At 60.4% G+C, this 17,613-nt stretch carries 17 protein-coding genes and 1 tRNA gene; 12 read left to right on the top strand and 6 right to left on the bottom strand.

Annotated features, from left to right (window positions below):
- Window positions 1-332: 332 nt before the first annotated feature.
- From NWI01_RS19295 to NWI01_RS05885, 9 genes are all read left to right on the top strand, one after another.
- Window positions 333-677 carry a hypothetical protein gene (locus tag NWI01_RS19295; RefSeq protein ID WP_210242943.1) on the top strand — a complete coding sequence of 115 codons (345 nt, stop codon included), beginning with the start codon at window positions 333-335 and terminating at the stop codon, window positions 675-677.
- Window positions 674-2,131, top strand: coding sequence for a hypothetical protein (locus NWI01_RS05920; RefSeq protein ID WP_141382998.1), 1,458 nt, complete (start codon window positions 674-676; stop codon window positions 2,129-2,131). The genes NWI01_RS19295 and NWI01_RS05920 overlap by 4 nt, the downstream gene beginning before the upstream one ends.
- 77 nt (window positions 2,132-2,208) lie before the next feature.
- Complete coding sequence (locus NWI01_RS05915) at window positions 2,209-3,195, top strand: hypothetical protein (RefSeq protein WP_141382997.1); 987 nt, start codon at window positions 2,209-2,211, stop codon at window positions 3,193-3,195.
- The gene (locus NWI01_RS05910) at window positions 3,192-3,785 is read left to right on the top strand and encodes a hypothetical protein (RefSeq protein ID WP_141382996.1); all 594 of its coding nucleotides are present in this window, start codon (window positions 3,192-3,194) and stop codon (window positions 3,783-3,785) included. The genes NWI01_RS05915 and NWI01_RS05910 overlap by 4 nt, the downstream gene beginning before the upstream one ends.
- A 4-nt stretch (window positions 3,786-3,789) precedes the next feature.
- On the top strand, window positions 3,790-4,113 hold the full coding sequence (locus tag NWI01_RS05905; protein ID WP_181410383.1) for a hypothetical protein: 324 nt from the start codon (window positions 3,790-3,792) through the stop codon (window positions 4,111-4,113).
- On the top strand, window positions 4,110-4,292 hold the full coding sequence (locus NWI01_RS05900; protein WP_141382994.1) for a hypothetical protein: 183 nt from the start codon (window positions 4,110-4,112) through the stop codon (window positions 4,290-4,292). The genes NWI01_RS05905 and NWI01_RS05900 overlap by 4 nt, the downstream gene beginning before the upstream one ends.
- Entirely contained in the window at window positions 4,289-5,377 is a 1,089-nt protein-coding gene (locus NWI01_RS05895; RefSeq protein WP_141382993.1) for a hypothetical protein, read from the top strand. The genes NWI01_RS05900 and NWI01_RS05895 overlap by 4 nt, the downstream gene beginning before the upstream one ends.
- Window positions 5,378-7,270: a hypothetical protein gene (locus tag NWI01_RS05890; protein ID WP_141382992.1), complete on the top strand. Its 1,893-nt coding sequence runs from the start codon at window positions 5,378-5,380 to the stop codon at window positions 7,268-7,270. It begins immediately after the preceding gene.
- The gene (locus NWI01_RS05885; RefSeq protein ID WP_141382991.1) at window positions 7,267-7,488 is read left to right on the top strand and encodes a hypothetical protein; all 222 of its coding nucleotides are present in this window, start codon (window positions 7,267-7,269) and stop codon (window positions 7,486-7,488) included. The genes NWI01_RS05890 and NWI01_RS05885 overlap by 4 nt, the downstream gene beginning before the upstream one ends.
- A 259-nt stretch (window positions 7,489-7,747) precedes the next feature.
- Here NWI01_RS05885 and NWI01_RS05880 read toward each other — a convergent pair whose 3' ends face one another.
- Window positions 7,748-8,422, bottom strand: coding sequence for an outer membrane protein (locus NWI01_RS05880; RefSeq protein ID WP_141382990.1), 675 nt, complete (start codon window positions 8,420-8,422; stop codon window positions 7,748-7,750).
- Between the two features lie 548 nt (window positions 8,423-8,970).
- On the opposite strand from NWI01_RS05880, the gene NWI01_RS05870 reads away from it, so the two are divergent.
- Entirely contained in the window at window positions 8,971-9,387 is a 417-nt protein-coding gene (locus tag NWI01_RS05870) for a hypothetical protein (protein WP_141382988.1), read from the top strand.
- A gap of 203 nt (window positions 9,388-9,590) precedes the next feature.
- On the top strand, window positions 9,591-9,797 hold the full coding sequence (locus tag NWI01_RS05865) for a hypothetical protein (protein ID WP_141382987.1): 207 nt from the start codon (window positions 9,591-9,593) through the stop codon (window positions 9,795-9,797).
- 147 nt (window positions 9,798-9,944) lie between these two features.
- Here the strand turns inward: NWI01_RS05865 and NWI01_RS05860 are convergent.
- From NWI01_RS05860 to NWI01_RS05845, 3 genes are all read right to left on the bottom strand, one after another.
- Window positions 9,945-10,020: transfer RNA gene (locus NWI01_RS05860), tRNA-Lys, on the bottom strand.
- A gap of 387 nt (window positions 10,021-10,407) precedes the next feature.
- The gene (locus tag NWI01_RS05850) at window positions 10,408-13,077 is read right to left on the bottom strand and encodes a glycosyltransferase (protein ID WP_141382986.1); all 2,670 of its coding nucleotides are present in this window, start codon (window positions 13,075-13,077) and stop codon (window positions 10,408-10,410) included.
- A gap of 176 nt (window positions 13,078-13,253) precedes the next feature.
- Window positions 13,254-13,829 carry a beta-1-3, beta-1-6-glucan biosynthesis protein gene (locus NWI01_RS05845; protein WP_141382985.1) on the bottom strand — a complete coding sequence of 192 codons (576 nt, stop codon included), beginning with the start codon at window positions 13,827-13,829 and terminating at the stop codon, window positions 13,254-13,256.
- Between the two features lie 446 nt (window positions 13,830-14,275).
- Between NWI01_RS05845 and NWI01_RS05840 the strand changes: the two genes are divergently transcribed.
- Window positions 14,276-15,874 (top strand): glycoside hydrolase family 17 protein, encoded by a 1,599-nt coding sequence (locus NWI01_RS05840; protein ID WP_141382984.1) that lies wholly within the window; start codon window positions 14,276-14,278, stop codon window positions 15,872-15,874.
- On the opposite strand, the gene NWI01_RS05835 is transcribed toward NWI01_RS05840, so the two are convergent.
- Together NWI01_RS05835 and NWI01_RS05830 are read right to left on the bottom strand one after the other, a co-directional pair.
- Window positions 15,834-16,214 (bottom strand): hypothetical protein, encoded by a 381-nt coding sequence (locus NWI01_RS05835; RefSeq protein ID WP_141382983.1) that lies wholly within the window; start codon window positions 16,212-16,214, stop codon window positions 15,834-15,836. The genes NWI01_RS05840 and NWI01_RS05835 overlap by 41 nt on opposite strands.
- Before the next feature lie 63 nt (window positions 16,215-16,277).
- Window positions 16,278-17,543 (bottom strand): hypothetical protein, encoded by a 1,266-nt coding sequence (locus tag NWI01_RS05830; RefSeq protein WP_141382982.1) that lies wholly within the window; start codon window positions 17,541-17,543, stop codon window positions 16,278-16,280.
- Window positions 17,544-17,613: the final 70 nt, after the last annotated feature.

The following is a 17,613-nucleotide window of genomic DNA, read 5'->3' as shown; positions in this document are numbered from 1 at the left end:
TGGTGAGCGCGGTTATTTGCAGCCATTCTATCTATGAGAAATAACCGACAGTGTGTGCACATTGTGTGCAAATACTAGAACGCGTAAGAAATACCAAATAAATCAACGTTTAGGCCGTGATCTTTGATTACGGGGTCTGTTGGTATCGACCCTTCCCCGCTATATTATGCCGATCGATTTGCACGATTGGAAACCAGATGCAGCCAGATACCGCCGAAATATCATCTGGATCGCAGCCAAAACCCTCTGGAAAGGTGCGGCTGCTGACGCTTGAAGACCTAGACGGCCGCACCAGGGCTGCGCAGCAGGTTCGAGAGACGCGAGCGGCTGTTATGGAAGACCTTGGCGGGGAGGATCGGCTTTCGACCTTGGAGCGGCTTGCTGCCGACAACGTTGCGCTGGTGGCGGCGATGATCGCTGACACGGGCGCGCGATGGCTTCAGGGGGAGCAGCTTGACCCTTCAGCGATTGCCACGCTGCAAAACACATTCAACCGAACGGCTCAGATACTCGGATGGCAGCGCCGTGCCCGTGATGTCACCCCTGATCTGAAAGCCTATGCAAGGACTCTCAGCGAGTCACCGGCTGCTTCTAGCTCGTCGGCCTCTGTTGTGGCTGCCACCGCTCAAAACTCACCAGCGGGCAACGTAGGCACCCCAGCGGGTGCGCCGCAATGAAGCCGCTGTTCACCATGCGCCGGGCGGTTGAGGATGCAAACCTGCTCGGCTCCATGCTTGCCGGCGATAGCTGGCGGGTATGGCGTACCCTCTTGATTGCCTCTCGCGGTGAGCCGCTGTCGTCTGACGAGCTTGCCATGTTCATGGCCCGCACCGGGCGGGACAGCGCGCCGACGGTGCCGTTTGAGGAACTATGCTTCGTCGCTGGTCGGCGTAGCGGCAAGACGGTTTCAATGTCATGCCTTGCGACGTATCTCGCGGCCCTGTGCGATTGGTCGGACGTTCTTGGGCTTGGCGATCGTGGCAAGCTGCTGTTCCTGGCGCAGAGCCAGTCAACGGCGAAGATCGCGCTCGATTACACCAGCGCATTGTTCACCAACGTTCCGATGTTGGCCAAGCTGGTGAAGAACATCACCGCTGACAGCATCGTCCTTAAGAACCGGATTGATCTTGAAATCCGCCCGGCGAGTTTCCGAAACCTGCGCGGCATGTCCGCCGTTGGCGTTGTGGCGGACGAGGTGGCGTTCTGGCGCGATGCGGATTCGAGCGTGAACCCTGACCGTGAAATCCTCAACGCCGTCCGCCCGGCGATGGCCCGCACTCGTGGCCCGCTGATCATGGCGAGTTCGCCCTATGCCAGGAAGGGCGTGCTCTTTGAGACCTTTCAGGGCAGCTACGGGCAGAACGATGCGCGGACATTGGTGGTTCATGGCGATACCCGGTCCTTTAATGAAACCGTATCGCAGGAATTCATCGATGCGGAGCTTGCGCGTGATTACGAGTATGCGGCGGCGGAGTACCTGGGGCAGTTTCGCACCGACATTGCGGACTTTGTGTCCAGGGAGACTGTCGCGGCTTGTATCGAGAGCGGCGTTCGGGAGCGTCTCCCGATCCGCGAACATAGGTATCTCGGCTTTGTCGATCCATCCGGCGGCTCGTCGGACTCAATGACGCTGGCGATTGCCCATAAGGAGGGCAAGACGGCGATCCTTGATGCTGTGCGTGAAGTGAAACCACCATTCTCGCCTGAGGCGGTGGTGTTAGAGTTCGCGGCGCTGTTGAGGGCTTATCGCGTGTCGCAGGTGACGGGCGACAAGTATGCCGGCGAGTGGTGCGCGGAGCAATTCAGGAAGGCGGGAATCTATTACGAGGCGGCTGCCGCCCCGAAGTCCGATCTATATCGCGACCTGTTGCCGATGCTGAATTCTCGCGGCTGCGATCTGCTTGATAACGATCGGCTGGTTCATCAGTTGTGCGGCCTTGAGCGTCGCACGGGGCGCTCTGGCAAGGACAGCATCGACCACGGGCGCGGCGCGCATGATGATCTGGCGAATTCGGTTGCCGGCGCGTTGACGCTGGCAGAGCAGGGGCTGGCATCTGATCCGAAGCGTGAGGCAGCTTGGATGAAGGCGGCGGATCGGGCTCGGGAGCGGATGTCGCGGTGGATGGTGTGAAATCTATAAGGTGTTGGCTAGACGGGACTTTAATGTTAATGTAAGTTACATTTACATTCATCGATCCAGGAGGCCCCATGGGCGAAATCGCAGTCAATAACGTCGAGTCCTTCGACACAATCCAGCTTCCGGCAGAGCAGGAAGACGTATTCGAACGCGCGGCTTATGGCGGCGGCAATCAGCCTGCAAAGGCCCGTCGCTTACGCGTCGTCACGCGCGACAATGCCGAAGAAGCCCTTAGCGATGTGGTTGACCGCCTTGAGGGCCTTGAACCTGCGCCGAAGCGTCGGGTTGCCAGGACTGAAGATAACGTCGATGCAATGCTGGATCGCGCGCTTGATCGCCTTGGCTTTGGCGACGAGCCGGAAGCCAAGCCTGTGGCGAGAGCAAACCGGCAGCACATCGCCAAGCCAGCGCTTGATCAGGACGCCGTTGACCGGCAGGCGCGCGCTCTTGCTGAAGCGCAGACGACGGCCAACAACGCACAGATGGCGCACGCATCCTTTCGGCAGTTCGTGGCGCAATGTGCGAGCGAATTTCCTGGCGGTATGCCCGATGTGTACACCGATCCAATCGGCCGGATGAAATGGGATGCCCGTGAGAAGGAATTGCAGCGGGCGCTACCGGCGATCAACAGGTTATATGAGCAAGCAGAATCCGCGCGGCGATCAGCCTTTGAAGTCTGCGCGGCATACTCCGATGCAGAGTTTCGCCGCCGCAATCCTGACTGGTCCGACGACATGCAGCCGGCCGTCACCGAACTTTTGCGTCGGGGCGGCTTGAGCGATGCGCAGATTGCCGAGATGTGGAACGGCAATGGCGGGATCACGTTGAGCGATCCGCGTGCGCAGGGCGTCGTTGTGGACGCGGCGCGCTACATCACCGGCAAGTCTCTCGATACCGCAGGCGATGCCTACCATGCCGGCATTTCCTATCTGAAGGAAATCGGTTTCTCGGAAGATGAACTGACCGCACTCGGTAATGGTGCGCCGGTCAGCCTTCGCGACCATCGCATTCAGCAGGTTTTGGCGGATGCTGTGCGTCATCAGATGAAACAGCGGTGATGCCCGACATGCACGTCAAGCTACAGCGAAACTACTTCCTTGAGAACGGCGGCAAGGTGATGCGCGGATCGGAAATCGAATTGCCGGAGAAAGAGGCGAAGCGGATCATCAATCTTGGCGTCGCCGTTGCGCACACACCGGTCAGTCATGCGGACTGGTTATTGTCACTCGGATCCAAGGTGAAACAGAAGGCTGAACTGTCCGAGGAAACGAAGGCTCATTATCAGTCGGATTTTCGTTGCTTCGAAAGGTGGTGTTCGGAACACGGCATCGATGCACTGCCGGTTACAGAGGATGCGCTACTTCGGTACGTCGTCCATCGCCTTGCGGATGGCATCGAATACAACACCGTCAAGCGCAACGTCTTTGGCATCACGAGGATACAGGGGTTAACGGAGATGCAGCCGTCAGCGGGACATCTAAATCATGAAGTGTTTGTCGCGCTCTCAAATTTCGTCCGATCTCTCAGTGATGCGCTTTATGAGAACATTGGCAGCGCTGTGAGAGGGGGCGAAGCATGGCAGTTCGCCAAGGGCGTGATCGACAAGCAATGGAGCGAGAAAGCTAATGCCAGCAAATCTGCAGCGTAACAGAATGCGCGCCGACAAACTGCGCAAGCTCGCGGCGTCGACCTCGTTCGCGGCCGAGGCTGAGACAGCGCGTCGTCTGGCGGATGATATCGAGGCTGGAATTGCACCACCGCCGGTTGGCAGTCCGGCTTACTTTGAGCAATGGCGGAAGTTCAGAGACACGGTTGGTAATCTGCATTCCCGGCTTGGCAAGACCATCACCAAGCCGGATGAAATCCGGTTGATCAGGAACTTGCGGCGTTACGGTGCGAATCCCTGGTCCCTTGATGCAGAGACATTGCAACGCGTGGAAACGCTGGCAGCACGTTTCAAAGGGGCGGTGGAATGAGCACAGCCCCTGATGGATGGTTTCGCAAGCTTGAGACGATCAAGGCTCACCCGGAGCTAATTTCCGGCGCTGAACTGATCACTATTCAGAACCTGGCCTATTGGCGTGGCGCGCCGAAAGCGAAAGACGTTGAATTGGTGGATGCACTGTATGAGCGGTGCAGGGAGATGGCACAATGAGCACATTCGAAAGCCTTACACCGACCCTTCGCGACCTTATGGCGGGCCTTGCGATGGGCACCACGCCGCAAGAGTCGATGGCGATGGCTGGCCGGATGATGGCGTTCAACGCGCCGAAGCGTGAGGAACGGCAGCGGGTTCAGCAGCAGCGCAATCACACTGTTGAATGGTTGCAATCGCAGGGCGTTGACGCCAACACCGCAAATTATTTGGCGAGCGACCCCGTTGCGCTGCGCGCGCATTTTGCGGAACGACAGAAGAAGGGCGAGGTAAACTGGCAGAAGCAGGACCTTTCAGACGGCACATCGTGGATGATCGACATGAACGATCCCGAGCGGCGAAAACAGTTGAGTGGGCCGAAGCCGAAAGAGCCGTCTTATGGTGTGATCAGCAAAGATGAATTCGGTAACGAGCAATATGGCTGGCGTGATCCGAGCGCCATGACCACGACGCCAGCACATCCGGTGCCGCCGGCCTCGCCGCAAGCGACAGGAGCGGCTACGTTTGACGAAAGGTTTGGTGCGTCGCATGCCATCCCTCCCGGTGTTGACCCGAAGGAATGGCGCAAGTTGCAGACCAAGAAAGCATTCGGTGATCAGGAGGGGCGAGAGCGCAAGGACACGCAAGCAAACATTGTCGTGCAGGATATCGACCGAGCGCTAAAGCTGACGAAGGACAGTTGGACGCCAGTGACCGGCGCGACCGGAGGCTTGTTGAGCTATATCCCAGGAACGTCTTCATATGACCTTGGCAGCTTGCTGACCACTATCAAAGCCAATGCCGGATTCGATCAGCTATCGGCCATGCGCGCGGCCTCCCCAACTGGCGGCGCATTGGGTTCGGTTTCGGATAGTGAGAACAAGCTTTTGCAGTCAGTGATCGGATCCCTTGAGCAGTCGCAGTCGGAGAAGCAGTTCAAGGACAATCTGCTGCGCGTCAAAAACACTTACCTCGATATCATCCACGGCAAGGGCAAAGGGCCTGAGCGGGAGCGATTGTCTTTCGAGCGTGGCGGCAAATCGGGATCGAGCGCTGACGGATGGACCGATCTCGGAAATGGCACGAGAATGCGGCAGGTGAAGTAGATGGGCATCTTTCAATTTCAGACCGCTGGCGGTGAAACCTATGAGATTGACGCCCCGTCCGCGTCCGAGGCGCAGGCCGCGTTCGCGCGGTCGCAGGTGAGCAAACCGGCCGGACTGCTTGGCATGGCGGACGATGTTGTGCGCTCGCTCGCAAATGGCATGACATCTAACTATGCCGACGAACTGGCGGCAAAAGCTGGCTCACTTTTCGGCAGCGGCTCCTATGAGGACAATTTGCGGCGGGAGAGGGCGCGGGATGAGGCTATCTCGCCCGCTATCCGCATTCCCGGCGAGATTGCTGGCGGTTTGGCAGGAGCTATCGCTGCCGCACCGGCAGCGGGCGTGCTCAGTGCTGCAACTGGCCTCTCAAAGCTTCCAATGCTCGCCCGCAGCATCGGAATTGGCGCAGGCACGGGCGCAGCCTATGGCTCGGGTGCGGCCGATGGCGGCTTGGCCGATCGGATGCAGGGCGCGGCAGGCGGCGCTGTCGGCGGTGCTGCGGTCGGTGCGGCTGCACCCTATGTGATGCAAAGCGCGGCCAACATCGGCAAGGGAATTCTCGGAACGATCGACCCGACGCGGCGGGCTGCGGCAGACTTCGGGCGAGCGGTCATGCGTGATGCTGACACGCCTGCATCGCTTGCCGCGCGCGCCGCTGATCTTGCGCAAGACCGCCCCGGCGTCGCGTCGCTGGCTGATGCTGGCGGTGAGAATGTTCGCGGCCTCGTGGAGCGCATCGCGCAAAGCCCAGGAGCCGGGCGCACCAAGGTCGTTCCCGCGCTCATTGAGCGGCAGCAGGGACAGCTTGACCGCCTTTCGGATGAGTTGTCCCGTCTCACGGGCGCTAACCGCAACCTGACGGAAACGGTTGAACAGAAGATCGTGGAACGCAAGGGAGCATCCAAGCCGCTCTATGACGAGGCGTACAGCTTCGACGTGGCGACATCGCCGGCGCTCGTTCGAACCTTCCAGGAAGCGACATCGAGCGGATGGGGAAAGAAAATCCTTGAAAGCCAGGAACTCAAGCTGACGTTGCAAAGCGAGTATGGCCTGCAGGGGACGCCGGGCAAGGAAGTGATGATGCCCGTGATCGATGCTTGGAAGAAGCAGGCTGACGATGTGATTGAATCGGCACGCCGTGCCGGCAACGGCAACATTGCGCGGGTTGTCAGCGGCGTGCGCGACAAGGTTGTGGCAGCGGTTGACGCGGTGAACCCGGCCTATGGCGAGGCGCGAAATGCCTGGGCCGGACCATCGCGCTATCTTGATGCAATCGAGGAAGGCCGCAGCCTGATCACGCGCAACGTCACCGCTGATGAAGTCAAGGCGACGCTGGCCAGGCTTAGCGATGCTGACCGTGAGGCGTACCGCATCGGTGCGGTGAACGCGATTCGCGCGCAGATGGAAAACGACGCGGCGAAGCTGCCGGACATGACGAAATATCTCAACTCACGGGCCATGCGGCAGAAGGTGGCCGCGCTGATGCCAACCGAGGCTCTGGCAAAGAAGTGGAGCCGGGTTTTCGATGCGGAATCCGGTTTCTCATCGCTGTCGCGTCAGGCGCTCGGCAATTCCGCGACCGCGCGGCGGCTGGCAGAGCAGGACGCGGCGGCAGGTATTCCTGCTGAGATGATCCTCGACGTCATATCGTCCCCGGTCAGGAAGGGTATTCCGGCTGCGGTCGGTGCCGTGTCGCGAGGCATTCGGGACACCACCCGCTCACGGTCCGACAAGGTGCTTGCTGACATGCTGCTGAGCCCGGCCAGATTGCAGGATCGCGATGCTATTGGGCGCTTCATAAAGCGCACCGAGAGTGTGACCGCGCCATTGAAGAAACGGACGAAGATCGGCGGCATTCTCGGGACGAACGCGACCCTTGAGGGCGACCGATGAGCGAGCCCCTTTGGAACGATACCGATGATCCCTTTATCTGGTATGATGTCCCGCCGATGGTGGTGGAGCACATCGCAAATCTGCAGAACGGTTTTCGCGGTGTGGACTTCGTGCTCACGACCGCTATCGATCTGCTTGACGCGGGCGATGTTGATTCAACGCGAGAACTGCTAGAGACCGCGCTTGCCGAGATGCGAGCGGCGATGAGGGTGAACTAGGATCAATGTCACGGCGCAGTGGATAGCCTGCTTCGCTTGATGCGGCGACATTCCCGCATCCCGCGCTGCTTCTGTCCGCGTAACTTCGGGTGGGCGACTACCCGAAGTTGCTATGTCGTTCCGAGCGCCCTGCTGCGGCTCAATCTGTTTCAGCAACTCACCAGCGCGGCGAATGGCGCGGTCACGAATGCGCGTCGCCCGCCTGAGTAAAATAGAAAGGCCGGCAAACTTGCCGGCCTTCACATCCGTTCTGACTAGATCAGTATCCCGGCGCAAGCGGAGCACCCATTGGAGCGCCCCAGTTGAAGCGATAGTTCAGGCCGACCTTGACGGTGTGCTGGTCGTTGCGGAACGTGCCAGGAGCCCCGATCGGACCGACGAAGTTTACATTGCCAAGATCGTAGTACTGGTACTCGACCTTGCCCGACCAGTTCGGGGTGAACAGGTATTCCAGGCCACCACCGACGGTGTAACCGTCACGGCCGCCGTTGCCGGCGAAGCCGTTGGTGAAGCGCGAGTCGGCCCATCCGTAGCCGCCCTTGACGTAAAGCAGCGCAGGACCCCAAGTGTAGCCGAGCCGACCAGTAACCGATCCAAGACCACGGTTGGCGAAGAAGCTGCCGGTGTCGAGGAAGCTGTAGTTGGCTTCGATGCCGAAGACCCAGTTCGGCGAGAACTGCGTGTCAAAGCCGATCTGACCGCCGCCCATGAACCTGCCGTCGTTATTGGTAAAGAAGCCGGGCGCGAGGGCATTGTTCGGACCACCGAACGCGCCACCGATATGACCACCCAGATAGAACCCGGTCCAGTTGTAGATCGGTGCTGGTGGCACGTAGGGCGGAGCCTTCGTGTAGGGACGTGCCGCCAAATCAGCGGCGGAAGCAGCCGACGCGCCCATCAGCACAGCTGCGGCGGTTACAAGAATCTTTTTCATGACGGAGCCTCGATGTTAGATTCGATGACTGGCATTCTAGAGACAAAACACAAGGCTGCTGTAGCGGGGCGGCCACACTCGGGTGGAATATCGACGCTGAGCACAGTAAAAAAGAGCCCCGCCTACTAGGGCGGGGCCAAGGATGACTCGATTCCTGGACCGGACGGTTGCCGGCTCGTATAAATAGGCACATGTCCGTCTCGTGTCCAAACAATTTGCGTTGGCGTTTATGCGGGCTATGGACGCTTTTCCTTCCCAACCGGATCAGCTTCTGTGGTGCGCAACTTCAGAGCCTGTTCCACGAGCCGGCGAATGGCCTCGGGTTGCGACGGAATGGGCCGTTGCTCCGCTCGCCACGCTTCAATTTTAGCCGATAGTTCGGGAGGAACACGAACACCGACTGTGGGACTCGTCCCGGTCGCGGGACGGCCGCGCTTTTTTGCTATCTTTTTATCTTGACCAGTCATGATTATATGATAGCGTAAAATCAGGCCGGAAGGAAGCGCGAACTTCCTACCCGGCCCTAACCCGAACCAAGGATCAGGACCATGGCGCAGGCTGAAAGGATTCCTACCACATCGAGACGGGTCTTTCTATCTGGCGCGGTTGCAGCCGCTGTTCTGCCGGCCGCCGCAGCACCGCAACTGATTGATCCGATATTTGCGGTCATTGAACGCCATCGATCGGCTTTCAGAGAGTTCGTGGCCGCATCGCTCGCCGTCGACGAAGTCAAGGCGCTGAGAGATGGGCGCGAGATCACACAAGAGGCTGAAGACAGGCTGGATGCGGCGGTCGAGGCGAACGAAGAAGCTGCCGATCTGCTCACGTCTACAGCCCCGACCACGATGGCGGGTCTCGCCGCCGCCGTAGCGTGGCTTCTGGAATACGACGAGGGGTGCATCCCCGACACATCAGGCCAGTTTCTGCGGACGTTGGCGTCATCGCCTCTAATGGTGGTGGGTTAGGCCATGGTCCGAGCACACAATGTTCAGCGGGCAGCCAACCCGGCGTCAGGGTCCACAGAGACTGAATGGAGGAAAGCGGACGCGCAAGCCCTTAATCTGGCGCTGGTTGCCGCCTGGCTACAGGCGGATCAGGAAGCCAAAGATATAGCCTTGGCCGTCCTGCGCGGGGAGATTGATATTGCCGCCTCCGCATCGGTGCCGCGATGATCGACCGCAAAGAGCTTAAGGCCCGAATGGCAGGAGAAACCCGCGTCCGAATGGCGGCAGAGGAGCGCGAGCGGCTTGCCATCGTAAGGGCTGAACGTGCCGAGCAATCGGAACGCAATCTGACGGCCGAACTGGACCGCGCACACCGGCTGATTGACCGGCTGCGGGCACAGATCGCGTCGATGGGCTGCACGGTCGTTTGAAGAATTGAGGACGGACTCTTCCTCAAAGTGAGGGAGAGTCCGCTTTCTGGCAATAATGAATCCTCGTCTATGTGCATATTGTGTGCATAAGAGATTTTTTATCAGCGGACAATCGAGGCAAAAGAGTTGTAAGTTATTGATTTTGCTTGGTGAGCGCGGAGGGACTCGAACCCTCGACCCCATGATTAAAAGTCACGTGCTCTACCAACTGAGCTACGCGCTCACATGCCGCGCTGTGTAGGGGGCCAGTCCGCGCCGGTCAATAGCGCCGGTGTCGGCGCAGGATGACCTATATCACGGGTTTACCCATCCGAATCCGAGCCTTAGAGCATGATCCCGACCCGAAGGGCCGCGCCAGCGCAAAGTGGAAACCGGTTTTCGGACAAGATCATGCTCGATCAAAAGTTAAGGCTAGATCACGATGGTTTTGGATCGAATCGATCCAAAACCATAAACGTGATCGATTCCAATATTTTGAGACGCGGGATGCGGGCGGAAAACCGCACCACACTTTTTCTCATCCCGCTCTAGAGTCTGATTCAACGCAGTTGAAACAGACTCTAGCGACAAACTTTCCAGCAGCCTGGCGAATAACGGATAGCGGCTGGGATCAGGTTGTTTCGCGCTGAATCTCGGAGCCGACGGGCGACGACGTGCCTGTTGTCATCGGAGCGGGCCGCAGCCCGATCAGCTCAGCGCTGCGGATACGCGCATTGCGCCAGAATGAAAACTGGTTGATGCGCGACATCTCAAGGATGGCGATGGCGACGGCCGACAGGAACGGCAGGCTCTGGAGCACGAGCACACCGGCGAAGATGTAGATCTCCGTGACTTCCTTGTACTGGTTGGATGCGATCAGCACCGCGGCTCCGACCAGCAGGAGAATGCCGATCACCGCCTCCCAGAACGCCTGAAACTCGATCGACATTCGCGATAGTCCGCCCTTCGATGTCCGTGCGAAGGCGAGGTGTTCCGTGATGAGCCCCTGCGCCACCGCACGGGACACGGTCCACTGCACGGACATGGCTGCGACCATCGCTCCCAGCATCTGCGCCGTTCTTATCGGTACGCGAAGGCGGTACAGCGCCAGAAAATGGAGCAGCGACACGACGAAGGCGGCGATGATAGGCAATGTCAGGATCTTGTCGGGGATGGCGATGTCGGCGAAGGCGACGATCGGCACCCAGATCAGGTTCAGGATCGCAACCACGACGCCGAGGCTTTCGGCGCCAAGCCAGTTGAGCCAGCCCAGGGTGAATTCGCGCTTCTGGTCTGGCGACAGGCGGCTCGCGCCCGGCAGAAAGCGGCGCCAGTGTTTCTTGACGATCTGGAAGCCACCATAGGCCCAGCGATGTCGCTGCTTCTTGAAGGCTTCATACGTGTCGGGGAGCAGGCCGTAGCCGTAACGGGTGTTGGTGTAGTGTGTGACCCAGCCATGCTGGGCAATCGCAAGGCCGAGATCGGTGTCCTCGCAAATCGTGTCTCCGGCCCAGCCGCCCGCCATATCCATCGCGGCGCGGCGGATCAGGCACATCGTGCCATGGACGATGATCGCGTTGGTCTCGTTGCGCTGGACCATGCCGATATCGAAGAAGCCGGCATATTCTCCGTTCATGATGTAGTGCATCAACGAGCGGTCGCCGTCGCGGTGATCCTGCGGCGCCTGAACCAGGCCGACGCTGGGATCGTTGAACGCCGGCACCAGGTCCTTCAACCAGTCGGGCTGCACCACATAGTCGGCATCGATGACACCGATGATCTCGGCGTCAGCGGCGGTACGCTCCATGGCGATACGCAGCGCTCCCGCCTTGAAGCCCTCGACCTTTTCGGCGTTGATGAACTTGAATCGTTCGCCAAGCGCGCGGCAATGATCCTGAATGGGTTGCCAGAAGGCGGGATCGGGCGTGTTGTTGATGATCACGACGCATTCGAAATTCGGATAATCGAGGCGCGCGACTGCGTCGAGCGTCTGCTTGAGCATCTCGGGCGGCTCGAAATAGGCGGGCACGTGAATCGAGACCTTGGGCAGCGGCGCGTCGCTGGCCGCCTGGGCAGCGGCCGCCGCCTCCCTGGTAATCAACCGCCGCGGGCGCTCGCCGAACGCCACGGTCGCGATCTCCTCGATGCGCGCCATCGCGATCAGGATCAGCGGGACAAGCAGGGTCAATCCGAGCGCCAGCGCGAGAGCCGAACCGAAAACGAAGTAATGCGTGGTCCAATAGGCGAAGACTGTCGCGACCCAGGCGCCGACGCCGTTGGCAGCAACCGACAGCAGCAGGGTCTGCATCGGCGTGGGACGGACAAGTCGCAGGATAGGCAGGGATAGCAGGATACCGATCAAAAGCGCGATGCCGGCAAGCTTCCAGTAAGCTTCATTGACGACGGGACCGGTCCACGAAAACTTCGGCTCGCGATCCGCGTTGAGGATACCCCAGTAGGGACCCACGCCGCCTTCGAAAAACTTCCAAGGCTGGTCGATGGCTTCGACGATGTTGTATTCCATGCCGATCGATTGGGCCTTGGTTACAAAATTGCGGAGCGTGACCGCCTGCTGGAAAGAACCGGGATCGGCGTTCCGGAGGTTATATCCGGCGCTCGGCCAGCCGAACTCGGCGATCACGATCCGCTTGCCGGGAAAGGCGTCGCGCAATTTCTGATAGATGATGAGGGCCTGATCGACGGCCTGCTTGCTCGAAAAGCCTTCCCAATAGGGCAGGATGTGCGCGGCGATGAAGTCGACCGATGATGCGAGTTCAGGATGCTCCAGCCAGATGTTCCAGATTTCACCCGTCGTAACAGGCACATTCACGGAGCCCTTTACGCGCTGAATGAGCTTGATCAGATCCGAAACCTTCTGATCGCCGCGATAGATCGTTTCGTTGCCGACGACGATTCCGTTGACGTTGCCGTTGTGCTTCGCGAGATCGATGGCGGCGAGCATCTCGCGCTCGTTGCGCTCGACGAACTTGTCGATCCACGCGCCGACCATGACCTTGAGGCCGAACTCATTGGCGATGGGGGGCACAAGCTCCACGCCGCCGGTCGACGAATACAGACGGATGGCGCGGGTCAGGGGCGCCAGCGCCTTCATGTCGGTCCGGATCTTCTCGACAGTCGGGATATTGTCGACGTCCGGGTGCGCGGCGCCTTCAAAGGGCGCGTAGGACAGGCTGGTCAGAACGCCCTTGAAGTCGGGTGCTGACTGCTTGTCCTGAAGAACTCCCCAGAGCGCGGCATGCGCGGCGGACACAAATAGAAAAACGGCGACGACGGCGCGCATCGCGACTAAACCATAAGGGGCGTGCCTGCCAGAAACGCGGACCTGCCCCTGGGCCCGACCGACACATTAGCAGACATAATTCTGCGACATAATTAACAACTCGTATGGTGCCGTGGCGTTTTGAAGGCGGTTCCGCGTGATCCCAAAAATCGAAACTGTTTCTGGCGGAGTGGCGTTTACTTTTTCTTCGGGGTGGCGGGAGCGGGCGCTGGCTGCGGCGGCGCCGGAGTTGCGGGCGCAGGGGTGGAGTGACCCGCCGGCGGGGAGGTCGCGGCATCCTGCCCGGACGGCTGTGCGTCCGGATTGATCCAGCAGGCATGAACGCGACCGCTCAGCGCATCGGGCGCCTTGGGGTCGATGGGTCCGAACCGGACCAGGCAACGGAACGCCGCCTGGACGTGACCGCCGGGGCATCCGAAGCGATCATAGAGATCGAGATGACGGAAGGCCGTATCCAGGTCGTCGCGCCACATCAGGACAACCACGCGGCGGCCGAGCCAGACGCATTCCGGATTTCCCGCTGGACCGTTGATGACGCGGGCGGCTTCGACGAACTCGTCGGTTTTACGCTGGCTGTCCTTGGCCCCGTCAGCCCCGTTTGTCCCGTTCTCCGTCGCCGGCTTGTTTTGATCCTGGGCTCGCAGATCACCGCTTTGCGCGATCGCTCCGCCGATACCGAACAGCAAGGCGAAGCCTGGAACGGCAAGGCCACGCCACAACGCTTTCTCGAATCCAAACAGTATTCGACGCATGAAAGTCCCCCGACTCTTGCCCGCCGCACCACTTGCCCGCAATGACGGGCAAATTAGTCCCCAATGCGGCGAGGCGCCCTGGTCGCGTGATTCTGATCATTCGCTCTCGCGAGGTGTCGCCAGGCAGATCGCGCAAGCAGATTGCGAATGTCAAATTCGTCCGCAAAGATTTCCAAATGACGGAGATTCTGAATTTTGTCCAGCAGATGAGAGGTTTGATCGCATCAGGGACAAACGTGGCCCGATGATTGTGGTGGCCCGGTCGCGGCTCTTGGCAGGACGGTCCCGACAAGCTAATCGGACGACTCTCTCGCGTTCGCGAGCGAAGCGGGTGCCGGTTCGCGTGAAGAAAACGTCTTAAAACAACAATCTGGAGCTTTGCTTTTGATTGATCAGAAGCAAAAATGTTCTAGTGGAGGATAGGGCCGATTTCATTTCGCACGCCACTGGCGCTTCTCATCATTTCGCTAGGTCTGATCGCGGCAGCATGGTGGTGGCTCGGCGCGCCGATCCGGCTTGCGCGGGCTCCGATCGATCCGGCGGCGAAGCTGGAATGCGTGTCCTATGCACCGTTCCGGGGGCAACAGACCCCGCTGGTCGCCACGATCGAGATCGCGCCCGAGCAGATTGCCGAAGATCTTGCCCAGCTGGCGAAGATCTCGAATTGCGTCAGGACCTACTCGATCGAGAACGGCCTCGACCGGCTGCCCGCTCTCGCCGAGAAGGTTGGCCTCAAGGTCATCCAGGGCATCTGGCTTGGCAACAACCGGTTGAAAAATCTGGCCCAGATCAATGTCGCGATCGGTCTTGCGAAGGAATATCCCAACGTCATCACCGCGCTCGTCGTCGGTAACGAGGTTTTGCTGCGCGGGGAAATGACCGCCTCCGATCTCGCGGCGAACATCCGGCTGGTGAAGTCGCAGGTGAAGGTGCCGGTGACCTACGCGGACGTCTGGGAATACTGGCTGCGCAACCGCGAAGTCTATGACGCGGTCGATTTCGTCACCATCCATATCCTTCCCTACTGGGAGGATATTCCTGTTCGCTCACGTAACGCCGCCGCGCATGTCGGCGCCATCCGCAAGCAGGTCGCGGCGTCGTTTCCCGCCAAGGAGATCCTGATCGGCGAGACCGGATGGCCGAGCGCCGGCCGGATGCGGGAAGGCGCGCTGCCATCTCGCGCCAATCAGGCGCGTGTGGTGTCCGAAATTCTCGACATGGCGAAACGCGAGAAATTCCGCGTCAACCTGATCGAGGCCTATGACCAGCCCTGGAAGCGCCAGCTCGAAGGTACGGTCGGCGGCAACTGGGGCCTGATCGAGGCTGATCCGCGCGATCTGAAATATCCGGCCGGAGAACCCGTCCGCAATTTCCCGCTCTGGAAGATCCAGATGGGCGCCGGGATGGGCTTATGCGTCCTTGTCTTCGGGGTCGCCATGCTGACGTTGCGGCGGAAGCCCTGGAAACCGCGGTGGATGTCCTGGATTGCGGTGGCGATCTCGGCGACGACGGCGGGAATCCTGCTCGGAGTGGCCGCGGACAAGCTGTGTTACGAGAGCTACGGGCTCGGCAACTCGCTGCGCTGGGGGGTGCTGCTGGCGGCGGGGGTCATCGCTCCGCTGCTGGGTGCGAACGCCCTGATGTCGGGACGCGCGCTGCCGACATTCGTCGAATTGATAGGTCCGCGCCCGGGTCGCACCGGCTCGGTGTTGACCGTGATGCTGGGGATAACGCTGCTCGTGACCACCTTGATCGCGGCGGAGACGGCGCTCGGCTTCGTCTTCGATCCACGGTACCGGGATTTTCCCTTCGCCGCGTTGTCAATGGCCGTGGCGCCGTGCTGGGCGCTGGCATGGCTCAATCGTCCGCTCACCGGCATTCGCCCCATCGCGGAATCGGCTTTTGCCGGTCTGCTGATAATCGCGGCGGTCTATATCGGATTTAACGAAGGCCCGAAGAACTGGCAGTCGCTCTGGACCTGTGTGGTGTACGCCATGCTCGGGATCACGCTGTGGCGGGCGCGGGCCGCGCAAACCCAAGGATAAGCAGGCCGATCGCGAGGCCCGAAAGACCGGCATTGTAGAGGACGATTCCAAAGCCGGCGGCGCTCAACCCCGCAGTCAGAAGCACGATCGAGGGCCGCATCACATGCAGCACCGCGACGACCAGCGCCGCAATTCCGAAGACCTGATTGCGAAACAGGTAGGTGGCGATGCTCCGGCCCCGACACAGCATGGTTTGCAGGCCGGAGTCGCACGCCAGTGATACCGTCGATAGTTCAATCGCGAGATAGCGAAGATAGAGCGCATAACCGACGCTCAGGAATCCCACGATCAGCAACCATTGCACCTGATAAGGCGTCAGTCGGAACGGGTCTTTTTTCATTGCGTGAATATGATCCGGATCGGTAGAGCGGACAACCCGGAATCCGGCCCCCGCCGGATGGAGTCAGCGTGAAAAGAACGGGCTGAATGCTGCCGGCTTCGGAGGAGGAGGTGGTGGCTGTGCCGGCTCCTCGACTCGCGTCGATTTCCGGGCAGGCCGACGTCGCGACGCAGGCGCTATTTTCGGCTTTTTTGTCGCGGGGGTAACGGCGCTGTCCTTGCCGTCTTCGTTCATGGCGAGGCGCTGGCCGTCGAAGACGGTGGTGCCGCAGGTTCGGCCGTTCTCGGACAGCACCGCGCAGATCCTGGCGGCAGTTGCCGCATCGGTGAGCGGCCCGGCGACCAGACGCATCTGAATGCTGTTGCCGTTTTCTTTCAGCACGATGATCGGATGCAGCGACGTCAATTCCTTCGGCTCTGATTTCAGAAGGCTTTGCCAGAGCGTTCGCAATCCTTTGATCGAAACGGCGCTTCCCAGATCGACGCCGAACTCGGTGCGCGGCACCGGGACGGGGCTCATGTCTTTCACCGTTTCAGGGGACGATGCCTGAGCGGGGAGAGGTGGTTGCGGCGCATCAGCGATCGGGGGAATGGATGCGGCAACGATCTGCGCCTCCTTGTGATGGTGAAGGGTTTTCCCGGGTTCGGATTTCGTGGTCCCGAGCGTGGCCGTTTCACTCTGTCCGCCAGGTATTGTTGCGGGCGGATCATGTGCGGCTATCGCGGGCGGTGATGCAGCTACGGGAGAAGAAGCGGCGATCGGAGGCTTCACCGCTGCCGCTGTGGCAGCGGTGATGAAAGCGGCCGGTGCGGCGAGCGGCGCATCGGTGGACGCATTTGCGGCTGTCGAGGCGTCTGGGCCCGGTGAGTCAGGCTCTCGGACCGGAGCGGGCTCACTGGCCGCCGGCGTCGAGGTCGTCGTTGCCATAGCGTTGGTCTGTGACGCGTTCCGGCTTATGGAGCCGGTGACGGATTCGAAACCCTGCTCGAGTGCGGCGAGACGGGCGAACAGCCGGTCGCGATCGCTGTTCAACGTGTCGATGGCGGACGAAAGGCGTTCGATTTTCCTCTCGGCCGCCTGCGCGATCTCCAGCTGCGGCGATGGCTTTGCGAGATCGGCGCCGGCGAGCGGCCGGGACCGGAGAGCGGCTCCGGAATTGTATACCAGGAGGGCGACGATGACGGCTCCGATGGACCCGACGCCCCAGGATCCGAGCCGCCATATGGTGCGGCGGTCGAATCCGTCCTCGTCGGCAAGAAAGCCGCCCGGCCGGCCGCTGCTTTCATCGGCCCCTGCGCTTTCGGCTAAGCCGTTCTGATTCTTCGCCATAATGATGATGCCGGACCCCCGTTCCGAATCATGGCGGAATGTTAGCAGGAAACCCGCCTGATCTCAGGGA

The organism is Nitrobacter winogradskyi (genome assembly GCF_006539545.1).
In the GTDB taxonomy this organism is placed as follows: domain Bacteria; phylum Pseudomonadota; class Alphaproteobacteria; order Rhizobiales; family Xanthobacteraceae; genus Nitrobacter; species Nitrobacter winogradskyi_A.
Note: the sequence above shows the minus strand (reverse complement) of the source record. Positions and strands in the feature narration are given on the sequence as shown.

What these genes read in the sequence shown, in the direction of transcription:
- NWI01_RS05850 (WP_141382986.1), bottom strand. Translation starts at nt 13,077, where the DNA reads ATGCGCGCCGTCGTCGCCGTTTTTCTATTTGTGTCCGCCGCGCATGCC.
- NWI01_RS05835 (WP_141382983.1), bottom strand. Translation starts at nt 16,214, where the DNA reads ATGAAAAAAGACCCGTTCCGACTGACGCCTTATCAGGTGCAATGGTTG.
- NWI01_RS05865 (WP_141382987.1), top strand. Translation starts at nt 9,591, where the DNA reads ATGATCGACCGCAAAGAGCTTAAGGCCCGAATGGCAGGAGAAACCCGC.
- NWI01_RS05920 (WP_141382998.1), top strand. Translation starts at nt 674, where the DNA reads ATGAAGCCGCTGTTCACCATGCGCCGGGCGGTTGAGGATGCAAACCTG.
- NWI01_RS05870 (WP_141382988.1), top strand. Translation starts at nt 8,971, where the DNA reads ATGGCGCAGGCTGAAAGGATTCCTACCACATCGAGACGGGTCTTTCTA.
- NWI01_RS05880 (WP_141382990.1), bottom strand. Translation starts at nt 8,422, where the DNA reads ATGAAAAAGATTCTTGTAACCGCCGCAGCTGTGCTGATGGGCGCGTCG.
- NWI01_RS05900 (WP_141382994.1), top strand. Translation starts at nt 4,110, where the DNA reads ATGAGCACAGCCCCTGATGGATGGTTTCGCAAGCTTGAGACGATCAAG.
- NWI01_RS05830 (WP_141382982.1), bottom strand. Translation starts at nt 17,543, where the DNA reads ATGGCGAAGAATCAGAACGGCTTAGCCGAAAGCGCAGGGGCCGATGAA.
- NWI01_RS05845 (WP_141382985.1), bottom strand. Translation starts at nt 13,829, where the DNA reads ATGCGTCGAATACTGTTTGGATTCGAGAAAGCGTTGTGGCGTGGCCTT.
- NWI01_RS05885 (WP_141382991.1), top strand. Translation starts at nt 7,267, where the DNA reads ATGAGCGAGCCCCTTTGGAACGATACCGATGATCCCTTTATCTGGTAT.
- NWI01_RS05895 (WP_141382993.1), top strand. Translation starts at nt 4,289, where the DNA reads ATGAGCACATTCGAAAGCCTTACACCGACCCTTCGCGACCTTATGGCG.
- NWI01_RS05905 (WP_181410383.1), top strand. Translation starts at nt 3,790, where the DNA reads ATGCGCGCCGACAAACTGCGCAAGCTCGCGGCGTCGACCTCGTTCGCG.
- NWI01_RS19295 (WP_210242943.1), top strand. Translation starts at nt 333, where the DNA reads ATGGAAGACCTTGGCGGGGAGGATCGGCTTTCGACCTTGGAGCGGCTT.
- NWI01_RS05915 (WP_141382997.1), top strand. Translation starts at nt 2,209, where the DNA reads ATGGGCGAAATCGCAGTCAATAACGTCGAGTCCTTCGACACAATCCAG.
- NWI01_RS05890 (WP_141382992.1), top strand. Translation starts at nt 5,378, where the DNA reads ATGGGCATCTTTCAATTTCAGACCGCTGGCGGTGAAACCTATGAGATT.